Here is a 21,439-nt window from a genome sequence, read left to right as displayed (position 1 = left end):
GAGGGCGAACAAGCGAACACGAGCCCCCCGCAAACTTACCCCAAACCCCTCCGCGAAAAACGGGAACCGTGATAACCGTGGCGCGCCTTGGCCCACGACAAGCCCGAAGCGAGCGCGCCCGGCGCGCACGGTAAAGATGGCCATCTCCAGCGCGGACCCCTCATCGCCATCGGCGGTGCGGAGGACAAAGTCGGCGCGCGGAACGTCCTGCGTGAAGTCGTCCGTCACGCGGGCGGCCCGAAGCAAGCACGGATCGCTGTCTTCCCCACGGCCTCCAGCATCCCCACCGAGCTCGCGGGGACCTACGAGGCGATCTTCCGCGAGCTCGGCGCCGACGTGCACGTCGTCCGCATCGAGACGCGCGCCGACGGCGAGGATCCACGCACCCTCGCGCTCATCCAGGAGATGACCGGCATCTTCTTCACGGGCGGCGATCAAGGCCGCATCGTGACGATGCTTGGCGGCACCGAGCTCGCGCGCACCATCCGCCGCGCGCACCGGGGCGGCTGCGTCGTCGCCGGCACCTCCGCGGGCGCGAGCGTCCTCTGCGACCACATGATCGCGCAGGGCAAGAAGGGCTACGCGCCGCGCCGCGAGCTCGTCATGCTCGCGCCGGGACTCGGGCTCACGCGCAAGCTCGTCATCGACCAGCACTTCGCGCAGCGCCACCGCATCGGCCGCCTCTTCTCCGCCGTCGCGATGAACCCCTTCTTGATCGGCGTCGGCATCGACGAGGACACGGCGATCGTCCTGCGCGCCGACAAGAAGATGGACGTCATCGGCCGCGGCACGGTCACGGTCATCGACGGCTCGAAGATCCAGCACACCGACATCCACGAGGTCCCGCGAAACTCGTCCGCGGCGCTGCTTGGTTTGTCCGTCCACGTCCTCACGCAGGGCTGCGGCTACGACATCGACGGCCGCCAGCCCTCGTGGCCATCCCGCAGCAAAGAGGCACCGTGAAACTGCTCGAAACGCGCGTCTACCGCGGCCCCAACCTCTACGGCTACCGCCCCGTCATTCGCCTGACCCTCGACCTCGAGGAGCTCGAGCAGTACCCGAGCAACAAGATCCCTGGCTTCGTGGATCGGCTGCTCGCCGACGTGCCCACGCTGCACGAGCACGGCTGCTCCTACGGCGAGCCCGGCGGCTTCATCCGCAGGCTCCACGACGGCACGTGGTTCGGCCACATCACCGAGCACATCGCGCTCGAGCTCCAGTGCCTCGCGGGCACGCCCGTCACGTACGGCAAGACGCGCACGGCGTACCGCGAGGGCGTCTACCACGTCGTCTACAGTTTTGAGGAGGAGTCGGTCGGTAGGCGCGCCGGTGAGCTCGCGCTGCGTTACTTGCAGGGCCTCCTGCCCGATCACTTCCCCGATCACCTCCCGAAGCTCGCCGACCTGAACGCCGAGATCGAGGACCTCGCGCGGCTCGCGGAGCGCATGGCGCTCGGCCCCTCGACGCGTAGCCTCGTCGACGAAGCGAAGCGCCGCGGCATCCCGACGATGCGCCTCAACAAGCACAGCCTCGTGCAGTTCGGCTGGGGCACGCATCAGAAGCGCATCCAGGCCACGGTCACGAGCGAGACGCGGCACATCGCCGTCGAGATCGCGCAGGACAAGGAGCTCACGAACTCGCTGCTCGAGCGCGCGGGCCTGCCCGTGCCGCACCAGGAGCGCGTCTACTCCGCCGACGAGGCCGCCCTTGCCGCCGAGCGCATCGGCTACCCCGTCGTCGTCAAGCCCATGGACCTCTCGCACGGCCGCGGCGTCGCGCTGAACCTCACGACGCCCGAGGCCGTGCGCGACGCGTACACCAAGGCCTACGACCTCTCGAGCTACGTCCTCGTCGAGACCTACCAGCCCGGCAAGGATCATCGCGTGCTCGTGGTGAACGGCGAAGTCGTCGCCGTCTCCGAGCGCGTGCCCGGCCATGTCGTCGGCGACGGCAAGAGCACGATCAAAGAGCTCGTCGACGTCGTGAACAGCGACCCGCGCCGCGGCGTCGGCCACGAAAAAGTCCTCACGCGGATCGAGATCGACGATCAGGCAAACCGCCTCATGAGCCAGGCCGGCATCACGCTGGAGACCGTGCTTCCCGCAGGCCAGGTCTTCGCGCTCCGCTCGACGGGCAACCTCTCCACGGGCGGCACCGCGATCGACCGCACCGACGTGATCCACCCGGACAACATCGACGTCAGCGTGCGCGCGGCGAAGGTCGTCGGCCTCGACGTCTCGGGCATCGATCTCATCTGCCCCGACATCTCGAAGAGCGTGCGCGAGCACGGCGGCGTCATCGTCGAGGTCAACGCCGCGCCCGGCTTCCGCATGCACGTCTCGCCGACCGTGGGCACGCCGCGCAACGTCGCCGCGCCCGTGCTCGACATGCTCTTCCCGAACGGCGCGCCGGCGCGCATCCCGCTCGCGGCGATCACCGGCACGAACGGCAAGACCACGACGAGCCGCATGGTCGCGCACATCCTCAAGATGAGCGGCAAGCGCACGGGCCTCACCACGACGGACGGCATCTACATCGACGGCGAGCGCATCCTGAAGGGCGACATGACGGGCCCGTGGAGCGCGCGCGTCGTGCTCACGGATCCGACCGTCGAAGCCGCGGTGCTCGAGACCGCGCGCGGCGGCATTCTTCGTGAAGGGCTCGGCTGGGATCGGTGCGACGTCGGCGCGGTGCTCAACGTCTCGGCGGATCACCTCGGCCTCGCGGGCATCGAGACCGTCGAGGATCTCGCGTTCGTGAAGCGGCTCGTGGTCGAGGTCGTGCGGGACGGCGGCACGAGCGTGCTCAACGCCGACGATGAGCTCGTGCGCGAGATGGCGGACAAGGCAGGCGGCCGCATCATGTGGTTCACGCGCTCGCCTTCGAACGAGACCGTCCGCAAGCACGTGCGCGCGGGCGGGCGCGCGGTCGTGCTCGAGCAGGGCGTCAACGGCGACATGATCACGATCTACGACGGCGACAGGCACGTCCCGGTCACGTGGACGCACCTCGTCCCGGCGACGTTCGAGGGCAAGGCGAAGTTCAACGTCGAGAACGCGCTCGCGGCCGCGGCGATCGCCTTCTCGATGGGCGTCTCGCTCGAGCACATCCGCCAGGGCCTGCGCACGTTCACGACCTCGTTCTTCCAGGCGCCCGGCCGCTGCAACGTCTTCGACGAGCACCCGTTCCGCGTGATCGTCGACTACGGCCACAACGCGGCGGCGATGGCGAAGATGGCCGAGCTCGTCCTGGGCCTCCGGCGCGAGCGCTCGATCGGCGTGCTCATGGCCGCGGGTGATCGGCGCGACGACGACATCCGCGCGGTCGGCCGCGAGGCGGCGCGCGCGTTCGACGTGGTCATCGCGAAGGAGGATGCGGCGCGCAGAGGCCGCAAGCCCGGCGAGATCGCGTCGCTCCTCGCGGAAGGCGCGCGGGAGGCGGGCAAGAGCGAGGAGCACATCCTGAAGAAGCTCGACGAGAAGGAGGCCGTGGAGACGGCGCTCTCGATGGCGCGGCCGGGCGATCTCGTGGTGGTGTTCGCGGACGACGTCACGGCCTGCTGGAAGCAGGTCATTTACTGGGGGAAGGAGCGCACGTCGCACCTGCCTTCCCTGCCGGACGAGGCCTGAACGTGAAATACGCCATTCTGACGCACGGGGGCGCGGCCTCGCCGCACGTCCATTCGGACGGCTGCGTGAAGGCCGCGGAGTCGGCGCGCTCGGTGCTGGAGCGCGGCGGTGACGCGCTCGAAGCGGCGCTCGCGGCGACGGTCATCCTGGAGGACGATCCGCGCTTCAATGCGGGGACGGGCTCGAACCTGCGTTTCGATGGGAACACCATTGAAATGGACGCGTCCGTGATGACGAGCGACGCGAGGTTTGGCGCGGTCGCCTGCATTCAGCGCGTGAAGAATCCGATCCTCGTCGCGGCGAAGGTGATGGAGACGCCGCATTTGCTGCTCGTGGGGGACGGTGCGACGCAGTTTGCCCGGGCGCATCGGTTCCCCGATTACGATCCGCTCACGGAGAAGGCGCAGGCCAAACATGCGCGGGCGATGGCGGAGCTCCGGGGCCAGGGCGACGGCGATTATGCGGCGGACGCGGCGCCGTGGCTTTCGATCGACTGGAAGTCGCTGTGGAACTTCGGCGCGGAGGCGCCTTTCCAGGACACCGTGGGCGCGGTCGTGCGGGACAGCCAGGGAAGGTTCGCGGCGACCGCGTCGACGGGCGGGACGGTGTACATGCTGAAGGGCCGCGTGGGCGATTCGCCCCTCATGGGCTGCGGCGTCTACGCGGGCCCGGCGGGCGCGGTGGCCGCGACGGGCGTGGGCGAGGAGATCGTGCGGCGGTTCCTGTCGAAGACGGTCTACGACTGGCTCGAAGAGGGCATTCCGGCCGCGCGCGCGGCCCAGCGGGGCATTGCGAAGTTCCCCGAGATCGTGGACGTGGGCTTGCTCGTGGCCTCGCGCGACGGGCAGGCGATTGCTTCCAATCGAAACATGGCGAGCGCTCTGCTCGTGGGATGAGCGATGCGCAATCAGCCTCCGTTCTCCTGTCCGCAATGCGGTGACACGGGCCTGGGCGGAGACAAGTGCCTCCGCTGCAAGCTCGAGCTCGTGGACAAGGCCGGCGTCCCGGCGCTCTCTCCGCCCGCGGTGTTCCTGGGGCACCCGACGTTCGCGGCATTCGTGGACCCGTGGGCGCGGTGGATCGCGATCATCGCGTTCGTGCTGACGTTCTTCACGTCGCACCAGTACGGGACCGGTAACGTCGAACTGGTCGTGCTCTTGATCGGCGTGCAGGTCGTGGTCTGGGGTGGGATTTACGCGGCGTATCGATCCTTCATCGGCGCGCGCATCAAGCGCCTTCGCGCGCGCCTCCGCGTCCTGCAAGCGCGCATTGCTTCTGCGCCCGCGGTGGCCCCGATCGGGTCGGCGAGCGGGGTGTGCCGGGTGCGGGGTCGGGTCCGGGTCCTCGAGCCCGTAAAGGGTCCGCTCGGCCAGCCGGTCGCGGCGTTCCTGGAGCGCCGTAAGCGGCAGACGGTTGGGCTCGTCTCGGCGAAGCGCGGGACGCAGGTCGAAGCGGTGACGGCCGTGACCGTGGAGGAACTGAGCGCGGCAGGCGTGTTCCTGGTCGAAGACGAGTCCGGCACGGCGCTCGTGGACGACGACGCATTCGTGGTCGCGCAGCTCGGCGGGACGGCGAAGGACTGGAACGAGCCGCTATCCATCGTGGTGAACGACGGCGACGAGATCGAGGTCTTCGGGCCAGCGGAGTGGAGGTCGGGGGCGGGGTTGCCGGGGCACGCGAGCCAGGGCGGGTATCGCGACGGGGGGAACGTGCTCGCGTTCGACGGGAAGCCGGCGGAGCGGGTGGTGATCCTGGCGAAGAGTGCGGCTGTGATCGTGAATGCTTGAGTTCGGCGATCGATCGTATTTCCCCTTGCCCTCCCCGTCCCTTCTTCCGTAACCTCCCACCCCATGCGAAAACTCAGCCGCGCCGCCTCCGGCGCCCGCCATGTCCGCTGGAGCAGCGAGATCCTCCGGACGATGATCGCTCATCTGGACGTCAACGATCGCCTCTCCGAGGTTCAAAAGAAGGCCCTCGCGGCGGAAATCGAGGTGCTCGGGCCGCGGGTCGAGGGGCTCGAAAGCGCCGTCGCTCCCTATCGCGCCTTCGTCGAGCACGCGCACCTCGACATTCGCGCGCGTCAGCGCGTCGCCAATTTTCTTTGCGACGAGGCCCAGCGCGCGGCCGATGGGGCCATGCGCCCGCATCGCAAGGACATCGACAGCATTCTGCCGGGCGGGTTCGGCGCCATTCTCGCGAAAACCTCCCTCTCGCGTGTCCTCCGCGCCGGTCACGCGAAGACCGTCGAGCACGCCGAACGCGCGGCCAGCGCGCTTCGCTCGCTCCCCGCGAAGATCCCGGGCACGGGGCCGCTCGCCGATACCCTCGATCAGGCCGCGAACCTGCTGCGCACCTTCAACAAGTCCGCCAACGCGCTCGAGGAGCAACGAACGCCCCTCCGCGCCGCCGTGAACAAGGGCATCTTCGACCTGCGCGAGACGCTCGATCAAATCGATGGCCGCCTCCGCACGCACTTCTCGCAGGACTTCATCGACAGCCTGTATCCGGAGCTCAACAAGTCGGGCTCGGCCGTCGCCGATGAGGACGACGAGGACGACGACGCCTCCGCGCCCCCCGAGGGCTGACCCGCCGCGAGGCCCGCCCGTCCAAGCGGACGGAGGCCCCGCTCCCACCCCGCGCTCCACCCGTCCAAACGGAACGCGTGATCTGCGCCACCCCGCGCTCCACCCGTCCGAACGGAACGCGTGATCTGCGCCACCACAAGATCCACCCGTCCGAACGGACGGGCGCCCCTCGCGGCCTCGCAGATCAGCCCGTCACACCGGACGAGCGCTCCGCCGACGCGCGCGCATGCCACGGTCAGCTTTGCCAGTCGATACCCTGCTCCCCGTCGCGACGCTCCCCTACCCCGGATACAGTGCTCCTGCATGGGCGCCACGGACGACGACGCGAGCGGTCGGCGGAGCATCGGTCCGCACCTCGCCTGGGTCGAGCCACCCGACGTGCTGCACACGCGCATCGACGGGGACATCACGCGCGAGCACGTGGAGGAACTCCTCGACGCGCTCGCCACCTTCCCGCCCGCTTGGCGCATCTACATCCTCCGCGACGCGCGGGGGGGCGGGGCGCCCACGCGTGAGGCCCGCGAGGCCCTCGTCAAGGGCCTGCCCCTCGACCAAATCGCCGCCGTAGTCAGCTACGGCGCCTCGTTCCAGACCCGCACGCTCCTCACGATGCTCAACCACGCCATGCGTGTCCTTCGTCCGGGTAAAACGCGTTTCATATTCGTCGAAACCGAGGCCGAAGCGCGCGCGTTCCTCGAAGCCGACCGCGCGCGGCGGGCGTGACCCCGGGGCGGCCGCCGCGCCGGGGCGCTGCCCCGGACCCCGCGGGGGCTGTCCGCCCCTCGACCCGGACCAGCGCACGCGCTGGACCTTTTGTGGAAGAACTGCGCTTCGCGCAGTTCTTCCAGCGGCCGGTGGCAAGACCAGGAATGACGTTGCCAGTTGAAATGACAGCGCCGCTGTCTTGCTTGGCAGGGGTCGTTCCTCGGCCTGTTCGATGAACTGCGCATCGCGCAGTTCATCGTCACGAGTCCAGCGCTTGCGCTGGTCCGGGTGCAGGGGCGGATAGCCCCTGCTCGGGTCCGGGGTGAAACCCCGGCGCTACGCTCTGGAACAACACACCCGCCGCGGGCCCCACGACCTCCTCCAGCGCCCGCGCCGTCGCCTCCGAGAGCGCCGCCCCCGCGAGCCGCCCGTGCGCTGCGAGCCGCGGATCCTCCGCGCCGCCCGCATCCAGCACGGCTCCCTGCCCCAGGCCCACGAAGACCTCCTCCACCGCTGCCCGCACACGCTCGCCTCCCACGCGGATCGCCCACGCCACCGTGCGCCATGCGAGCTCCGCGTGCCGCGCCTCGTCCGCCGCGATGCCGGCGAGCACCTCGGCGACCGCGGGATCCTCGGCCCTCGCGCATTGCTCCGCCGCGATCACGGCTGCGATCGTCTCGTTGATGCATCCCTCCTTCGCGGTGCGCGCTGCAATCGACGCGAGATCCGCCACCACCTCCGCAGCGCCTCCGAAGGGGAACGCCCCCGGCGCCACCGGCTCGCCTGCGTAAGCGCTCGCCAGGGCGAAGCAGAGACGCGCGTGCCGCACTTCATCGAGCGCTGCCCGGTGCGCCTCTTCCACGAGCTCGGCTGGCGCGCCCACGGCGAGCAGCTCCAGCGCGAAGCGCCCGAATGAGGCCACCGATGCGTGCTCGAAGAGCGCGTCGCGCGTCCATTCTGCTGCGAGCGCTGCCCGGAGGTCGGGCTCGATGGCCGAAACATCGGGTCCGCTCGAGGCCTGCGCGCCCCACCCGCCATCCCCGCGGCCGCGGATCGCGGGCGCCGTGCGGGCCACTTCGCCGACGAGGTACGGCCGCCCCTCGCAGTAGGGAATGAATTCGGTGGCATAGCAGCATTGGCCGTTCTTCAGCGTCCCGTCGCTCTTGACCGTGTGAGACGCAAAGAACTGATCATTGAGCCGAGTCACCGCTTCGTCCCGCGACGGGCATACGAGCGGATCGACGCTCCCACCGCCGCCGCCGCCTGCGCCTGCGTCCTCCGGCGGCCAGGTGAAGCATCGCTCGGCGGCGATGGGCTCGTCATTGTCGGGGCAACTCGTGCCGATGAAGCATCCGGAGACGACGGCGCCCGCGGCTGGAAGCGCGAGCAGGGCGAAAAGACGATGGGCGAGCGAACGGCGGAAGACATGCGCAGGATTCATCGAGGCCTCCGTGGGGGGTTGTCCCGGTGGTGCCGGGCCCGAATGCACGGCGCATGCCTTCCGCAGGGGTGCTTGAATTCGAGGCGCCGCCGTCGGCGGACCCCTGACAATCACGTCACGGACAGGCTCAAAGCAACCCCTCCGCGGTGTTCCGCGCCAAACGCAGCGTCTTCTCCCACGACGCGTCGATCTCGGCCTGCCCGATCCTTCCATGGGCGCGCCACGCTGCCGGCTCCGCCTCCGGCACCTCCTCCCGCGCCGGCCCCTCCGGCGACGCCGCCACGGCCTCCCCCAAAGAGTCCCGCACCGGCTTCCCGCCCTCGGACAGGCACCATTCTACGACCCGCCATCCGAGCTCCGCGTGCCGCGCCTCGTCCTCCGCAATCGCCCCGAGCGCCGCGCCCATGCCCGGATCCTTCGCTCCCCTCGCCTGCCTCCGCGCCCGCTCCGCCGCGGCGCCCTCGCCGAGGCAGCCGTCTTCCCAGGACTCGACGCACAGACGCGAAAGCTCCCGCCTTCGATCGAGCCCCGAGCGCCGCGGCGCCGGCAAGAGCTCCGGCGCGAGCGTCATCGACGCGAGATCCCCTGCAATCGAGGCACAAAGCTCCGTGTGCCGCACCTCGTCGGCCGCCGCGACGAGCGCCCGGTCCACGAGATCCCGCGGCGCACCCACCGCTGCGAGATCCCGCGCCAGGGCGAGAAATGCCGGAATCGAGGCGCACTCCGCGCGCGCGTCGTCCTGGAAGGCCTGCGCGAGCGCGGCCCGCGTGGTCTCGTCAATCCTTGCCCGGCGCGCGCTCCCGCGGCGCGGTTTCCCGGCGATGCCCGGCAACACGTATCGGCCGTTCATGCGCAAAGGCCGCCCGACGATACACATGCCCGGTTCTCCGTACATGGGCGGGAAATGGGCGCCCAAGGCGACCGTGAACTCGGGTTTCCTCTCGTCGCCCGGCCAGGGAATCGTGCCGCGGAAGGCCAGGTCGACGATCTCGGCGCCGATGCCTCCGAGGCCCACGTGGATCCCGTGACCGCCCGGGTGCTGGTCCGAGAGCGCCGTGCGATATGTCCAGCCGACCTCGGCGTTCGCGCCGAACGGAGTCTCCCGGAGGCCAACGCCGCCATGAATGCCCGCGGCGAACCGACCCGCGGACGAGAAGTTGAGCCAGGACGCCTGCGCGAATGCGCCGATAGCACCACGGGGGCCGGAGAAGCAGCCGGTATCCCCGACGAAGAGAAGCGAATACCGGGCGTCGAGGCCGAGGCCGAAGTTGATCTTGTCGCCGAAGCTCAGCGAGAGCATGAGCCCGGGCGAGAACCAGTGAATGTCGTCGTCCGCGCGCGCCTCGCCGGGGGCCATGAGGACGGCGGCCGCGCCGAGCGCGCAAAGCGTGGGACCGAGACGAGAAGACAAGGACACCATGAAGACCTCCAAGGGCTCATGGTAACGGAGGCGGCCTACCTTTCCCAGTTGACGGCGGAGGCCCCCTTGACGCCGCCCGGAACGCGCGATTTCATCGAGGGTCTCGACGCCGGGGTGGGATGCCCCTGCGTCGAGAAAACCCTTGCCTTGGATTGGAATCGACATGCATCGACGAACATCGTTTGCGGGAAAGCTCCGTCCCTCGTTTCGTCCCCTCGCCTTCGTGCTCGCCCTTGCCGCGCCTGCGGGGTGCGGTGGCGGGTATTCGGCTGGGGGCGATTTTCTCGGGGCCACGCCCGGCGGCGCCCAGGACATCGGGCTCGCGCGCAGCATCATCGAATCGGGCGGCGTCCCCACGCTCGACGATTTCACCCCGGAGGGCCTCTACTCCGAGCACGACCTCGCCCTCGCGGCCCCCACGCTCTGCGCAAAACCCCTTTGCATCGACACGGCGGCGGGGCTCGACGTGGGCCTCGACGACGACGCGCGCGACATCTTCGTCCAGCTCGGCATGCAATCGAACATCCGCGAGGATGAATTCGTCCGCAAGCCCTTGAACCTCGGCATCGTGATCGACACGAGCGGCTCGATGGAGGGCAACCTCCCGCACGTGCGGGACGCGCTGCACGCGCTCGTCGACCACCTCCGGCCCGATGATCGCGTGGCCATCGTGGAGTTCGCTTCGAGCGCGAACACGATCCAGGAATCGACGCCCGTCTCCGACAAGGAATCGCTGCACGCCGCGGTCGACGAGATCACGACCGGCGGCTCGACCTCGATGGAGGAGGGCATGATGCTCGGGTATGCCGTGATCGACGAGCACGTGCAGCGCGACACGCTCTCGCGGCTGATGGTGTTCACCGACGCGATGCCGAACGTCGGCGCGACCGACGCCGCGAGCTTCCAGTCGATGGTCACTGCGGCCTCGGCCCTCGACATCGGTTTTACGTTCTTTGGCTTCGGCTCGGACTTCGACGCCTCGTTCGTCGACCAGATCGCCCACCTGCGCGGCGGAAACTATCGATTCGTGGGCGCCGAGGACGTGAAACCGATCTTCGAGGAGGAGCTCGATTTCCTGGTGACGCCCATTGCGTATGATCTCAAGGTCTCCACGGCGGCGGCCGAGGGGACCGAGGTCTCCGACGTCTACGGCGTGCCGCAGATCGGCGAGCACGGCAGCGGCAAGCTCTTCGACGTGAGCACGGTGTTCCTGAGCAAACGCAAAGGAGGGATCGTGCTCCGGCTCGATGGGTCGAACCTCGAGCCGCTCGTCTCCGGCGAGGCGATCGAGGCGGGCTCGGTGACGATCGAATACGAGACGCCCGAGGGCGTTCTCGAAAAGGACACGCTCTCGATGCGCTTGCCCTTCCAGACGCTGCCGGGGCCGACGGACGCGCTCTTGCCGACCCCGCACATCGCGCGGACGCTCGCCGTGACGAACGAATACCTCGTGCTGAAGCGGCTCTGCGGCGATTACCACACGGGGAGCCTCGACGCCGAGGACGCGGCCGCGCGGCTCGAAGGAGCGATCGCGCGGCTCACGAGCGCCGACGCGGCCCTGTCCGACGAGAACCTGAAGCGGGAGATCACGCTGCTCCAGAAGCTCGGGCAAAACCTCGGCCTCGTCGTGGAGACGCCATGAGCGGGCGCGTTTTTCGGGGGCTCTTTGGCGCGCTCGTGCTCGCGTGTCTGGCGGCGGCGGGCTGCTCCGACGAGGGGCAAAGGTCCTGCCCGAGCGATTTCACCTGCGCGGATCTCGTGACGAACACGTGCGGCGAGAGCGGCGCTTGCGCGAGCTCGCAGAGCTGCGTGGCCGCGAAGAAGCTCGAGCAGGGCGGCGATCAAGCCTCCTGCGAGGCCGCCTGGTGCTCGCTCGGCGAGTCGTACAAGGAATGCGAGTGACTCACGCCTTCCGCGGACGGAACGTCGGGATCAGGCAGACCGCCGAGAACACCGCCAGGGCGACGAAGACGTAAAACAGTTTGTCCCACCCGTAGCGCTCGCTCACGCCCCGCGTGACGTACTCCTGAAGAATCGCCCCGATCGAGCCGACGCCATTCACCACGCCCAATGCGGTGGCGGCCGCGTACGCCCCACCCGCGTCCTGCGCCGCGGCGCCGCTGATGAGCGAATCCGGCCCGAAGAGGAGCGCGCCGACGAGCGCCATCATCACGAAATTGGCGACGGTGCCCGTGGCGCCGAGCTGCGCGTAGAGGAAAATCGCGCCGGCGAGGAGCACGAGCCACGCCGCGGCGAAGACCGAGCGCGAGATATGACGATATCGATCGGACATCGCCCCCATGGTGATCGTGCCGAGCACGCCGCCGACCTCGAACGAAATGGACATGTACCCGGCGCCCGTCTTCGAATAATGCAGCGCCGTCGTGAGGTAAAACGGCAGCCAGAACAGGATGCTGTACCGGATGAGCTTCATCCCGAAGTACGAGGCGCCGTAAAACCACACCGTGGGGCTCCGGAGCACGCGGTTCCGCTCCTCCCGCTGGAGCGCTCGGATCGAGGCTTCATCCATCTTGCCGAAATCGACGATCGTCGTCACGTCGCGCCCGGGCACGACCGCCACCGCCCTCGGGCCCGGCTTCAGAAACAGGAGCACGAGCACGCCGACGAGCGCGACCCCGACCGCCGGGCCCCAGAAGCACGCGCGCCAGCCGTAGAGGCTCAGCATGAACGTGGCGAACCACGTCGCGATGATGCCGCCGGCCTGATAACACGTCGCCCACACGCCCATCACGCGGCCGCGATTCTCGGGCGTGGTCCACTCGGCCATCGCCTTCGCGTTGCCCGGCCAGCCCGACGATTGCGCGAAGCCGTTCACCAGGAACGCGACGAGAAACGCGATCCCCACGCTCGACGCCCCGAACGCGAGGCACGCGCCCGCCGAGACGAGCATGCCGACGCCCACGAGCCTCCGTGCGCCGACGCGATCGCCGAGCATGCCGTTCACGTACTGCCCGACCATGTACGCCGCGAGGTACGCCGTCTCGACGTTGCGGAGCACGTCCTTGCCGAGGCTCTCCATGATCGGCGCCTTCGCGACGCTGATCCCTTTGCGCCCCAAGTAATACGTCGCGTACGAGACCCACGTGAGCACCCACGCGGTCCACCGTCCGCGACGCGTCCTTGCGTCCTCGACGAGGGCAGAAGGCTCGCCTCGCTCGATCGGAAGGGACGTGGAGGACGCACCAGGGCCTTGGTTCATCGTTCGCCGAGGGTACGCGTTGTGGCGCCCCGGCCGCTACGGGAACACGACCGGACGAACACCGGCGCTTCTCACCGTGCTACACAAAACTCCATGATCACCCCCGACGCGATCGTGATCGGCGCAGGTCCGAACGGGCTCGTGGCCGCCAACTACCTCGCCCAGGCCGGGTGGTCCGTGCTCGTGCTGGAGGCCCAGCGCCGGCCCGGTGGCGCCGTCTGGACCGAGGAGAGCACCCTGCCCGGCTTCCTCCACGACGTGGGCGCCGCCTTCTTCCCCTTCGGCCCCACGAGCCCCGCCCTGCTCCCCCTCGACCTGCACGACGCCGGCCTCGTCTGGCGCCACGCGCCCCTCGACAGCGCCCACCCCGCCAAGGACGGCACGTGCGCCGCCATCGGGCGCGACCTCGACGCGAGCAAGCAGAGCCTCGGCGAGGACGGACCCGCCTGGGAGAAGCTCGCGCGCTGGCACGCGCAGACGCGGGACGGGCTGCTCGATGCGCTGCTCTCCACGCTGCCCGCCGCGGGGCAGATGCTCCGCTTCGGCCCGGCAAACCTGCTCCGGCTCGCGGCCGTGGCCGCGTCGAGCGGGCGCGGCTACGCGGAGAGGACGTTCCGGACCGAACCCGCGCGCCGCATCATTCCAGCGCTCGCGCTGCACACCGACGTCGGGCCGGACGATCCCTTCGGGGCGATCGTGGGCTTCATGCTGGCCATGCTCGCGTCGAGCGGCGGCTTCGCGATTCCCGAGGGCGGCGCGATCTCGATCACGCGGGCGTTGATCAAGCGGCTCGAACAGCTCGGCGGCGTGGTGAGGACGGGCGCGCGCGTCAAACGTATCGTGGTGCGCGAGGGCCGCGCCGCGGCCGTCGTGACCGAGCAAGGCGAGGAGATCGAGGCCGATCGCGCGATCATCGCCGACACGTCGGCGCCCGCGCTGTACCTGCGATTGCTCGATCCGGACCTCGTGCCGACGCCGCTCGCGGAGTCGATGCGAAACTTCAAGCACGGCTTCGGCACGTTCAAGATGGACTGGGCGCTCTCGGGCCCGGTGCCCTGGTCGTGCGAGGACGCGGCGCGCTCGGCCGTCGTGCACACGGGCGACAGCCTCGACGATCTCGCGCGCTTCACGGCCGAGGTGCGCCGCGGCGAGCTGCCCGAGGATCCGTACCTCGTCATCGGCCAGCAAACGCTCGCGGATCCGACACGCGCGCCCGCCGGCAAACACACGCTTTGGGCCTACTCGCGCGTTCCTCCCACGGTGCCCGGCGGCTGGGAGGCGGTTAAACAATCGTTCGCCGATCGAATCGAGACGCGCATCGAGGAGCTCGCGCCGGGCTTCAAGAAGCGCGTTCTCGCGCGCGTGATCGTCACGCCGCCGGACCTCGAAGCGATGGACGAAAACCTCCTCGGCGGCGATCTCGGCGGCGGCTCGGCGCAGATCCAGCACCAGCTCTTCTTCCGCCCCGTGTTCCCGTACTTCCGTTATCGAACGCCGATCCGCGCGCTCTACCTCGGCTCCTCGTACACGCACCCGGGCGCCGGCGTGCACGGCGCCTGCGGCAGGAATGCGGCAGAGGCGGCGCTGCGGGACGAGGGGTAAACCCTCAACATGGGGCCGCCGCGCCGGGGCTCTGCCCCGGGCCCCGCGGGGGCTGTTCGCCCCTCGACCCAAACCCGGGCAAGCCCTGGACTCGGGTTGGAAGAACCGCGCGATGCGCGGTTCTTCCACGAGCCGGTGGGACGGCGTTGCCGCTTGAAGCGTCAGCGCCGCTGTCTTGATTGGCAAGGTCGTCGCTGGTCTTGCCTCGGCCTGTTCGCTGAACTGCGCATCGCGCAGTTCAGCGACCCCGGGTCCAGCGCTTGCGCTGGTCCAGGTCCAGGGGCGGATAGCCCCTGGTCGGGTCCGGGGTGAAACCCCGGCGCAGCGGCTCCCTACCGGCGCTTCCAATACTCGACGAGCGAAGGGAGCACCGTCGACGACATCTGCGCGAGGTGCGCGATGTGGTCGTCCTCCTTGAACCCGCGATACCCCGCGATACGCAGTTCGCCGCGCCGCGCCTCGCTGCGTTGCTCGAGCCAGCGCTCGGTCGACATGACGGCGCGCCCCAGGGGAAAACTCGGGCGATCGGGCCAGCCGATCGTGCGGGATCGTTCGATGCCGATCACGCGGAGGATCGCGTCCGAGGTCTCGGTCGTGGTCGCATAACGGAACTCGCCGATCTCCGAGTGCGTCATCACGAAAAGCTTCTCGCCGGCTGCGGCTTTCTCGGCGAAACGCACGAACGGCGCGATACGCTCCATGTCGACCTCGCGGCTGCCCTTGTCCACGAAGTTCGAGTGGAGCGCGTCGCAAAGCAGCACCGCCGACACCCGCGAAAACGCCTCGTCCCGCGCGAGGATACGCCCGATCGCCCCGTAGCCGGCGCTCCACGCCGCGAGCGCGAGCCGCCCGAGTCGCGCCCCGCGGAGCCCACGCGCGGCCGCCGTCTCGACGACCCGCGCCACATCGAAATCGAGCATCGCGGGCGCCGCATACCGCGTGTCGTACGCGCCCGAGCCCACGCCGACGTTCACCACGAGCACGAGCGCGGAGAGCCCCGCCGCGGCCACGCTCTCCGCGACGAGCTCGGCGTTGCCGTGGAAATGAATCAGCAGATCGAACGTGCCATCGGCCGACGCGAACGACGACGGGACGAAAAGCGCGCCCGCGGAGACGAGCGTGTAGCCTTCGCGCGAGATATTGCGATCCGCTCGCTCTTGCGGCTCCCGAGCCGCCTCCGGCGCGGCGTTGGGCGGCTCCGGGGGCCGGGCCGAGGGGAGCGCGGGGAGATGCGCCGCGGCCGTGATCGCAGGCGCGCTGAAATCGCGGAGGACCACGAACGACATCGCCCCGATGGAGAGCGCGCCCAACGCGGCGAGTGCAAAACGGCCGACGATCGTCTCAGCTCGCTTGTTCAGCTGTCGGCGCTTCACGCAGGGATCGAATGTACTCCGCCGGCGACTTCACGCAGACCAGGATCGCCGTGATGTTGTCGTGCCCGCCCTTCTCGTTGGCGCGGGCGATCAGCTTGTCGATGGCCTCTTGCGGATGCTTGGTTTCGACCAGGATCTGCCGCAGTTCCTCGTCGGGCACCATCTTCGAAAGCCCATCCGAGCAGAGCAGGTAGGCATCGTCGGGGCGCGGGCGCCCGATGATGAGATCGATCTCCACGGACGGCTGCGTGCCCACCGCGCGGTTCAGGCGATGTGCAAAAGCGGGGCCGGTGAAGCCGAGCGCGGCCATCGTGTGATCCGTGGTGATCTGCTCGAGTTTCCCCTCACGCAGCCGATAGCAGCGGCTGTCACCCACGTGCCCAAGGTAGAGGCGTTGCTTGTTCAGTGAGAAGCGCGCGGCCACCACCGTCGTGCCCATGCCCTTCAGCATCGGGTCCCCGGCGGCCTTCTCGAAAACGGCCTTGTTCGCCATCTGGATGCTGCGCGCGAGCTCCTGGCCCCGGCGCGGCACGTTCTCGTAGGCCGGGCCCTCGAATTTCTGCGTCTTGAACGCCTTCTCGATCACCTCGACCGTGAGTGCGCTCGCGATCTCGCCGCCCGCATACCCGCCCATGCCGTCGGCCACCACGAACAGGCCGTGCTCGTCGACGACGACGTAACTGTCCTCGTTGTTCTTGCGCTTCTGCCCCTTGTCCGTCTGCCCCGCGGCGCTCACGAGGATGAACGGCGAGGCGCGCGTCGGTTCGTCCGCGGCCGCGTCGTCGTCCACGACGATGGCCTTCGCCGGCGCGTCCGGGTGCTCCTCGACCTCGCGCTCGTCGTCGTTCGAGAGGTCCGAGAGGCGCGGCATTTTCGGGCTCAACGTGATGACCGTGAGCTCGCTGTCGTCCTCGTCCTCGTTCGGCTCGGCGATCTTCGGCAGGAGTCTGTCCGACGACGTACGCTCGGGCGCGGGCCTGCTCGAACGCTCGGGCGCGGGCTTGCTCGAACGCTCCGGCGCGGGCTTGCTCGTTCGCTCCGGCGCGGGCTTGCTCGCACGTGTACTCGCGGGGACTTCGGGCGCGTCGTCCGCCTTGCCCCCTTCCCCTTTGCGTTCTCCTTTGCCGCCCGAAGGCAGGGCTTTCGGCCGCGCGAGCTGGAAACCGGCGGCTCCGACGAGGACGACACCGAGGGCGAGTGCGATCGCGGTCCAAAGCTGCATGGGCGGAGATCCCCGGGCGGCGCGCGACGTACGGAACGCCCCCTCGGTTTTTCTACTACGAACCGTCCGCCGCTTGTGGAAAAACCGGCCCGACCCCGCGATCGCGGCGCTAGTCGCGCATGGCCTCGGCAAGGTGCCGCGCCAGCCGCTTGCCGATCACGTTCGGGATCTGCCGCGACAGGGCGAGCGCGCGTTCGAGGTGACGCGCCGCCTCGCGACGCCTCCCCCGCCGCAATGCGGACAGGCCTCGCGTCTCGACCACCTCGATGCGCTCCTGCCCGATCGAGTACCGCTCCGAGCGAGCCTCGAGCGCCTCCCACGCCTCGTCGCCCGCGTCCTCGGTCGCGAGCTCGATCATCGAGCAAAGCACGTCGTCCGAAGGCACCGTCAGCGGCGCGGACGTCCCGCCGCGGGCCCGCGAGGCGAGCGCGCGCGCGTTCTCGATGTCGCCGCGATAGAGCAGCATCCGCGCCTGGAGCAGGATGCTCGCCAGGCGCGGCTCGCCGCCCACGGGCCGCTCGTCGATGGCGCGCGCCTGGGCCACGTGCGGCTCGGCCGCTTCGAGCTCGGCCATCAGGTAGAGGCATTCGCCCAAGTTGAAGTGGCCGGTCCACTCGATGTAGTCCTGCCCGAGCTCGCGGCCGAGCGAGATGACCCGCTCGAGGTCCGAGATCATCCGCTGCCGATCCCCCTGGAACCCGCGGAGCACGCCGCGCGTGTTGATCGACGCCGCGAGGTGCAGCGCGTCGCCGTGGGCGTCGCACAAGGTCACGGCCCGATCGAGCGCGCGCTCGGCCTCCGCGTGCCGGCCGATGCCCTGCTCCAGGTAGCCCAGCATGAGCAGCGCGATCACCTGCGTCTCGTAGCCCGCCTCGCCGAGCGCCGCCGCCTCGGACGCCGCGCGCGTGAGCGCGTCGAGCGCCTCTTCCTTGAGCGAGAAGCGATAAAGCGAACGCCCGATCCCGAGCAGAATGCGCGCCGAGAGCAGCGGCGTCGCCCGGCCCGCGACGAGCGCCTGCGCCTCCTGCACCTTGTCGCGCGAGGCCCCGTGCTCGCCCATCCAGTCGAGCGCCGTCGCCTCGTCGAGCAGGATCTCGACGATCTCCATCTCATCGCCCGCCGCGCTCGCCGCCGCGCGCGCCTCGGCGAAATCCGCGAGCGCGTCGTGATAGCGGCCCACGCGATATCGCATGAGCCCGCGGCCGCGGTACGCGTTGCCACGCCACATCCCCGTGCTCGCCTGCTGCTCCAGGGCCAGCGTGTAGAAACGTTCGGCATCGACGTACGCGTGCCTCGCCCGCGCCGCCTCGGCGAGCGCCATGTAGGCCGCCTCCGCCACGTCGAAGAGCCCCGCGCAGGCCGCGTGGTATGCGAGCTGCGGCAGCCGTTGCTCCTCGGGCGGCCCCTCCGGCGGCCCCGGCGCGTCGCGGTAGTACTCGGCGCACGTGAGGTGAATCTTGCGGCGGAGCGCCTCGGGCACGCCGCGGGCGATCGCCTCGCGGACGAGCGCGTGCCGGAAGCCGACGCGGCCGTGACGCTGCCGGCGAAGCACGCCCGTGTTGAGCAATCGCTCGATGCCGATCCGCGCGTCGAGCGGGAACTCGCTCGACTCGCCGCTCTGATCGAGGCGGCGCAAGATCCCCCGCAGGATGCCGGAAATCTCCTCCGGCGTGACCTCGGCCCCGACGGTCGCCACGAGCCTCGCGTGCGCCCGTTCCGCCGGCGACAGCGCGTCGATCTCGCGGTGCGCGAGCCACTCGATGAGCGGCAGATCGGGCACCCGATCGAGCTCGTCCGTCGCCACGTAAAACCCGCGGCCGCCCTCGTGCCGGCGCACGATTCCGGCGCCCTTGAGCCCACGCACGAGCTCGACGAGCAAGAGCGGAATGCCCTGCGTCCGCTCCACGAGCCTGCGCACCGCGAGCTCTGGCACGTTCTCCGCCGGCGCGAGCAGCGCGCGCACCAGCGAGGCCGCGCTCTGCGGATCGAGCGGGCCGAGATCGAAGACGTCCCGGTGCGCGGCGCGCTCGGCCCAGGACGGGTGGTTTTCCCGGAACACGGGCCGGCCGAGAGCGCACACGAAGATCGGCGCCCGCGCCTCCGCGAGCGTCGCGTGCTCCAGGATGCCGAGCGTTGCTTCGTCCGCGAACTGCGCGTCGTCGAGCACCACGCAGAGCGGCGTCCGTTCCGCGCGCCTCCGCAGCGCCTCGCCGCCAGCCACGCGCAGGGTCGCGCCGAGCGCGAAGGGCGCGGCCTCGAGGGCGCGCAGGCCCGGGAAGTCCGTGGTCTCGTCGCCGCGCGGCGGCCCCACCCAGCCGAGCGCGAGCGCGAGCGCCGCCTCCGCCTCGGGGCTACTCGCCGGCCCGAGGCGCTCGCGCAGCGCGGCCTTGCGCCCCTCCACGGGCATCGACGCGGGCAGACCAAGCGCCGCAGAAAGCAAGTCGCGCACGCTGTCGCCGCCGCCGACGATCGGCTCCGGCGCGCGAAGATCCACCGCCGCTCCGAGCGGCACGAGCGTGCGCAGACGCTCGACCAAGAGCCTGCGCAAATGGCTCTTGCCATGCCCCGGATCCCCGACGATCACCGCGACCGACGGCACGCCTTCGCGGACCGACCGCAGCGCCGAGAGCGTGAGCGTCTCCAGCAGATCGTCCCGACCGACGAGCGGCGGCCCCACGTGCCCGAGCCGCGTTGTCGGATCTTCCGCCCCCGAAAGCTCGCTCTCCTCGACGGTCTTCGCCCCGAACAACGAGAGCAGCTCCGAGAGATCGGCCTCCGTCAGCACCGCGCGCGCCGTCGGCGAGAGCAGGATCGGCGCGGTCGACGCCGGCAGCGGCGCTTGCCCGATCCGCGCGAGGTGCGGCGAAAGCAGCCGCTTCGACCCGTCGGGCCGCGTCGTCACGGACACGTTCGCGAGATCGATCCACACCCGCTCGCAGATCCCGCGCGCGACGAGATCCTGCGCGGCGCGAATCGCCAGGCGCACCGGGTTCTCGTCCGCCTCGTGCCCGAACGCCACCACGTACCGGCCGCTCGAGGCGCGCATCACGTGCCCGCCGATCGGCTCGATGCGTCCCTGCAGTGCGATCGGATCGAGCTGCGACGTGAAGTGCAGCAAGGCCACCGTGCGCCGCTCGGACGCCGACGCATCGGACGACCTCGTTCGAGCATCGGCCGACACGCCCCGATCCGGGGGCTGGGTTTTTCCCACCCCGTTCGTCGCGGGATCCCCGGCGACATCCGGGATTCTCTGCACCTCGGCCTCCGTCCCGAGAGCGATCGCCGCGAGCGCCTCGTCGAGCGCCGTCGCGTTCGTGTATCGCGCGGCCGGATCCTTCTCCAGGCACCGAAGCACGATGTCTTCCAGCGCCGCCGGGACCGGCGTCCCGGCCGCACGTTCGAGCCGCGCGGGCCTGCGGGAGAGATGCCCCTCTCGCACCGCCGCCGGTGGCCCCCAGAACGGCGGATGCCCGGCGAGCATCTCGTACAGGATCACGCCCACCGCGTACACGTCGGCGCGCGCATCGAGCTCCGCGCGACCCTCGCATTGCTCGGGCGCCATGTACTCGATCGTGCCGACCATCGCGCCCTCCTCGGGCGGGGTCACGCGCGCCGGCATCACGCCTTCGCGCCGCGCGAGCCCCAGGTCGAGCACCGTCGCGCGGCCCGGCGGCTCCGTCACGAGGACGTTTTCCGGCTTGATGTCGCGGTGAACCAGCCCCTCGTCGTGCACGGCGCGCAGCGATCCGAGCAAGGCGCGGGTGATCGCGCAGGCCTCGGCCGGGGGCAGAGGCCCGCCGTGGGCGACGAGGATCTCCGCGAGCGTCCTCGCCTCGATGAGCTCCATCACGATGTAGGGTGAACCCGCGGCGAGCACGCCTGCGTCGAGCACCTCGGGCACGTGCGGCGGGCCCACGAGGCGCAGCGCCACGAGCTCGTGCGCGAGCCGTTGCGCGGCGCCGGCCCGATCGTCCCGGGCCAGCTTGATGGCCACGCGGCGCCCGGCGTTTGGCAGCGGCGCTGTCGACACGGCCGCGTACACCATGCCAAACCCGCCCCGGCCGAGCATTCGTTCGGTGCGGTAGCCGCGGAACTCGGGCAGCGGCGCCTCGGGCTCGGATACGAGCTCGGGCGCCGTGTCCCCTTCGAGTGGACGACCATGCTCCGGACACCCGGAGGCCCCCACCCGCCTCCCGCACGAAGCACAACGCGATACTTTCCGTCCTTGACGGATGGTTGCGT

15 protein-coding genes are annotated in these 21,439 nt (G+C 70.1%); 9 read left to right on the top strand and 6 right to left on the bottom strand.

What is annotated here, in order from left to right; translation table 11 throughout:
• Positions 1-87: 87 nt before the first annotated feature.
• The 6 genes from KEG38_RS33010 to KEG38_RS32985 all read left to right on the top strand — a co-directional run bounded on the left by KEG38_RS33010 (position 88) and on the right by KEG38_RS32985 (position 6,937).
• Positions 88-963 (top strand): cyanophycinase, encoded by an 876-nt coding sequence (locus KEG38_RS33010; protein WP_272424058.1) that lies wholly within the window; start codon positions 88-90, stop codon positions 961-963.
• Positions 960-3,629 (top strand): cyanophycin synthetase, encoded by a 2,670-nt coding sequence (cphA, locus tag KEG38_RS33005; protein WP_272424057.1) that lies wholly within the window; start codon positions 960-962, stop codon positions 3,627-3,629. The genes KEG38_RS33010 and cphA overlap by 4 nt, the downstream gene beginning before the upstream one ends.
• 2 nt (positions 3,630-3,631) lie before the next feature.
• Positions 3,632-4,525: an isoaspartyl peptidase/L-asparaginase gene (locus KEG38_RS33000; RefSeq protein ID WP_272424056.1), complete on the top strand. Its 894-nt coding sequence runs from the start codon at positions 3,632-3,634 to the stop codon at positions 4,523-4,525.
• 3 nt (positions 4,526-4,528) lie between these two features.
• Complete coding sequence (locus tag KEG38_RS32995; protein WP_272424055.1) at positions 4,529-5,416, top strand: hypothetical protein; 888 nt, start codon at positions 4,529-4,531, stop codon at positions 5,414-5,416.
• Between the two features lie 63 nt (positions 5,417-5,479).
• Positions 5,480-6,214 carry a hypothetical protein gene (locus tag KEG38_RS32990; protein ID WP_272424054.1) on the top strand — a complete coding sequence of 245 codons (735 nt, stop codon included), beginning with the start codon at positions 5,480-5,482 and terminating at the stop codon, positions 6,212-6,214.
• Positions 6,215-6,517: 303 nt separating this feature from the next.
• On the top strand, positions 6,518-6,937 hold the full coding sequence (locus tag KEG38_RS32985) for a hypothetical protein (protein ID WP_272424053.1): 420 nt from the start codon (positions 6,518-6,520) through the stop codon (positions 6,935-6,937).
• 241 nt (positions 6,938-7,178) lie between these two features.
• On the opposite strand, the gene KEG38_RS32980 is transcribed toward KEG38_RS32985, so the two are convergent.
• Entirely contained in the window at positions 7,179-8,360 is a 1,182-nt protein-coding gene (locus KEG38_RS32980; RefSeq protein WP_272424052.1) for a ferritin-like domain-containing protein, read from the bottom strand.
• 127 nt (positions 8,361-8,487) lie between these two features.
• Complete coding sequence (locus tag KEG38_RS32975; protein ID WP_272424051.1) at positions 8,488-9,780, bottom strand: hypothetical protein; 1,293 nt, start codon at positions 9,778-9,780, stop codon at positions 8,488-8,490.
• 163 nt (positions 9,781-9,943) lie between these two features.
• Here KEG38_RS32975 and KEG38_RS32970 point away from each other — a divergent pair, with 163 nt between their 5' ends.
• Both KEG38_RS32970 and KEG38_RS32965 read left to right on the top strand, forming a co-directional pair.
• Positions 9,944-11,422 (top strand): vWA domain-containing protein, encoded by a 1,479-nt coding sequence (locus tag KEG38_RS32970; protein WP_272424050.1) that lies wholly within the window; start codon positions 9,944-9,946, stop codon positions 11,420-11,422.
• Positions 11,419-11,682 carry a hypothetical protein gene (locus KEG38_RS32965; RefSeq protein WP_272424049.1) on the top strand — a complete coding sequence of 88 codons (264 nt, stop codon included), beginning with the start codon at positions 11,419-11,421 and terminating at the stop codon, positions 11,680-11,682. Before KEG38_RS32970 ends, KEG38_RS32965 begins: the two co-directional genes overlap by 4 nt.
• Before the next feature lies 1 nt (position 11,683).
• Here KEG38_RS32965 and KEG38_RS32960 read toward each other — a convergent pair whose 3' ends face one another.
• Positions 11,684-13,000: an MFS transporter gene (locus tag KEG38_RS32960; protein ID WP_272424048.1), complete on the bottom strand. Its 1,317-nt coding sequence runs from the start codon at positions 12,998-13,000 to the stop codon at positions 11,684-11,686.
• Positions 13,001-13,093: 93 nt separating this feature from the next.
• Here KEG38_RS32960 and KEG38_RS32955 point away from each other — a divergent pair, with 93 nt between their 5' ends.
• Positions 13,094-14,602, top strand: a complete 1,509-nt coding sequence (locus KEG38_RS32955; RefSeq protein WP_272424046.1) for a phytoene desaturase family protein — start codon at positions 13,094-13,096, stop codon at positions 14,600-14,602.
• A 332-nt stretch (positions 14,603-14,934) separates the two neighbouring features.
• On the opposite strand, the gene KEG38_RS32950 is transcribed toward KEG38_RS32955, so the two are convergent.
• The 3 genes from KEG38_RS32950 to KEG38_RS32940 form a co-directional block, all read right to left on the bottom strand.
• Complete coding sequence (locus KEG38_RS32950) at positions 14,935-15,975, bottom strand: hypothetical protein (protein WP_272424044.1); 1,041 nt, start codon at positions 15,973-15,975, stop codon at positions 14,935-14,937.
• On the bottom strand, positions 15,944-17,197 hold the full coding sequence (locus tag KEG38_RS32945; RefSeq protein WP_272424041.1) for a protein phosphatase 2C domain-containing protein: 1,254 nt from the start codon (positions 17,195-17,197) through the stop codon (positions 15,944-15,946). The genes KEG38_RS32950 and KEG38_RS32945 overlap by 32 nt, the downstream gene beginning before the upstream one ends.
• A gap of 109 nt (positions 17,198-17,306) precedes the next feature.
• On the bottom strand, positions 17,307-21,383 hold the full coding sequence (locus KEG38_RS32940; protein WP_272424039.1) for a serine/threonine-protein kinase: 4,077 nt from the start codon (positions 21,381-21,383) through the stop codon (positions 17,307-17,309).
• Between the last annotated feature and the right edge of the window lie 56 nt (positions 21,384-21,439).

The organism is Polyangium jinanense (assembly GCF_028435265.1).
GTDB classification, from domain to species: domain Bacteria; phylum Myxococcota_A; class Polyangia; order Polyangiales; family Polyangiaceae; genus Polyangium; species Polyangium jinanense.
Note: the sequence above shows the minus strand (reverse complement) of the source record. Positions and strands in the feature narration are given on the sequence as shown.

Bases quoted from the DNA above. Each gene is read 5' to 3' on its own strand.
- KEG38_RS32990 (WP_272424054.1), top strand. From the start codon at position 5,480: ATGCGAAAACTCAGCCGCGCCGCCTCCGGCGCCCGCCATGTCCGCTGG.
- KEG38_RS32980 (WP_272424052.1), bottom strand. From the start codon at position 8,360: ATGAATCCTGCGCATGTCTTCCGCCGTTCGCTCGCCCATCGTCTTTTC.
- KEG38_RS32975 (WP_272424051.1), bottom strand. From the start codon at position 9,780: ATGGTGTCCTTGTCTTCTCGTCTCGGTCCCACGCTTTGCGCGCTCGGC.
- KEG38_RS32965 (WP_272424049.1), top strand. From the start codon at position 11,419: ATGAGCGGGCGCGTTTTTCGGGGGCTCTTTGGCGCGCTCGTGCTCGCG.
- KEG38_RS32960 (WP_272424048.1), bottom strand. From the start codon at position 13,000: ATGAACCAAGGCCCTGGTGCGTCCTCCACGTCCCTTCCGATCGAGCGA.
- KEG38_RS32955 (WP_272424046.1), top strand. From the start codon at position 13,094: ATGATCACCCCCGACGCGATCGTGATCGGCGCAGGTCCGAACGGGCTC.
- KEG38_RS32970 (WP_272424050.1), top strand. From the start codon at position 9,944: ATGCATCGACGAACATCGTTTGCGGGAAAGCTCCGTCCCTCGTTTCGT.
- KEG38_RS32995 (WP_272424055.1), top strand. From the start codon at position 4,529: ATGCGCAATCAGCCTCCGTTCTCCTGTCCGCAATGCGGTGACACGGGC.
- KEG38_RS32985 (WP_272424053.1), top strand. From the start codon at position 6,518: ATGGGCGCCACGGACGACGACGCGAGCGGTCGGCGGAGCATCGGTCCG.
- KEG38_RS32945 (WP_272424041.1), bottom strand. From the start codon at position 17,197: ATGCAGCTTTGGACCGCGATCGCACTCGCCCTCGGTGTCGTCCTCGTC.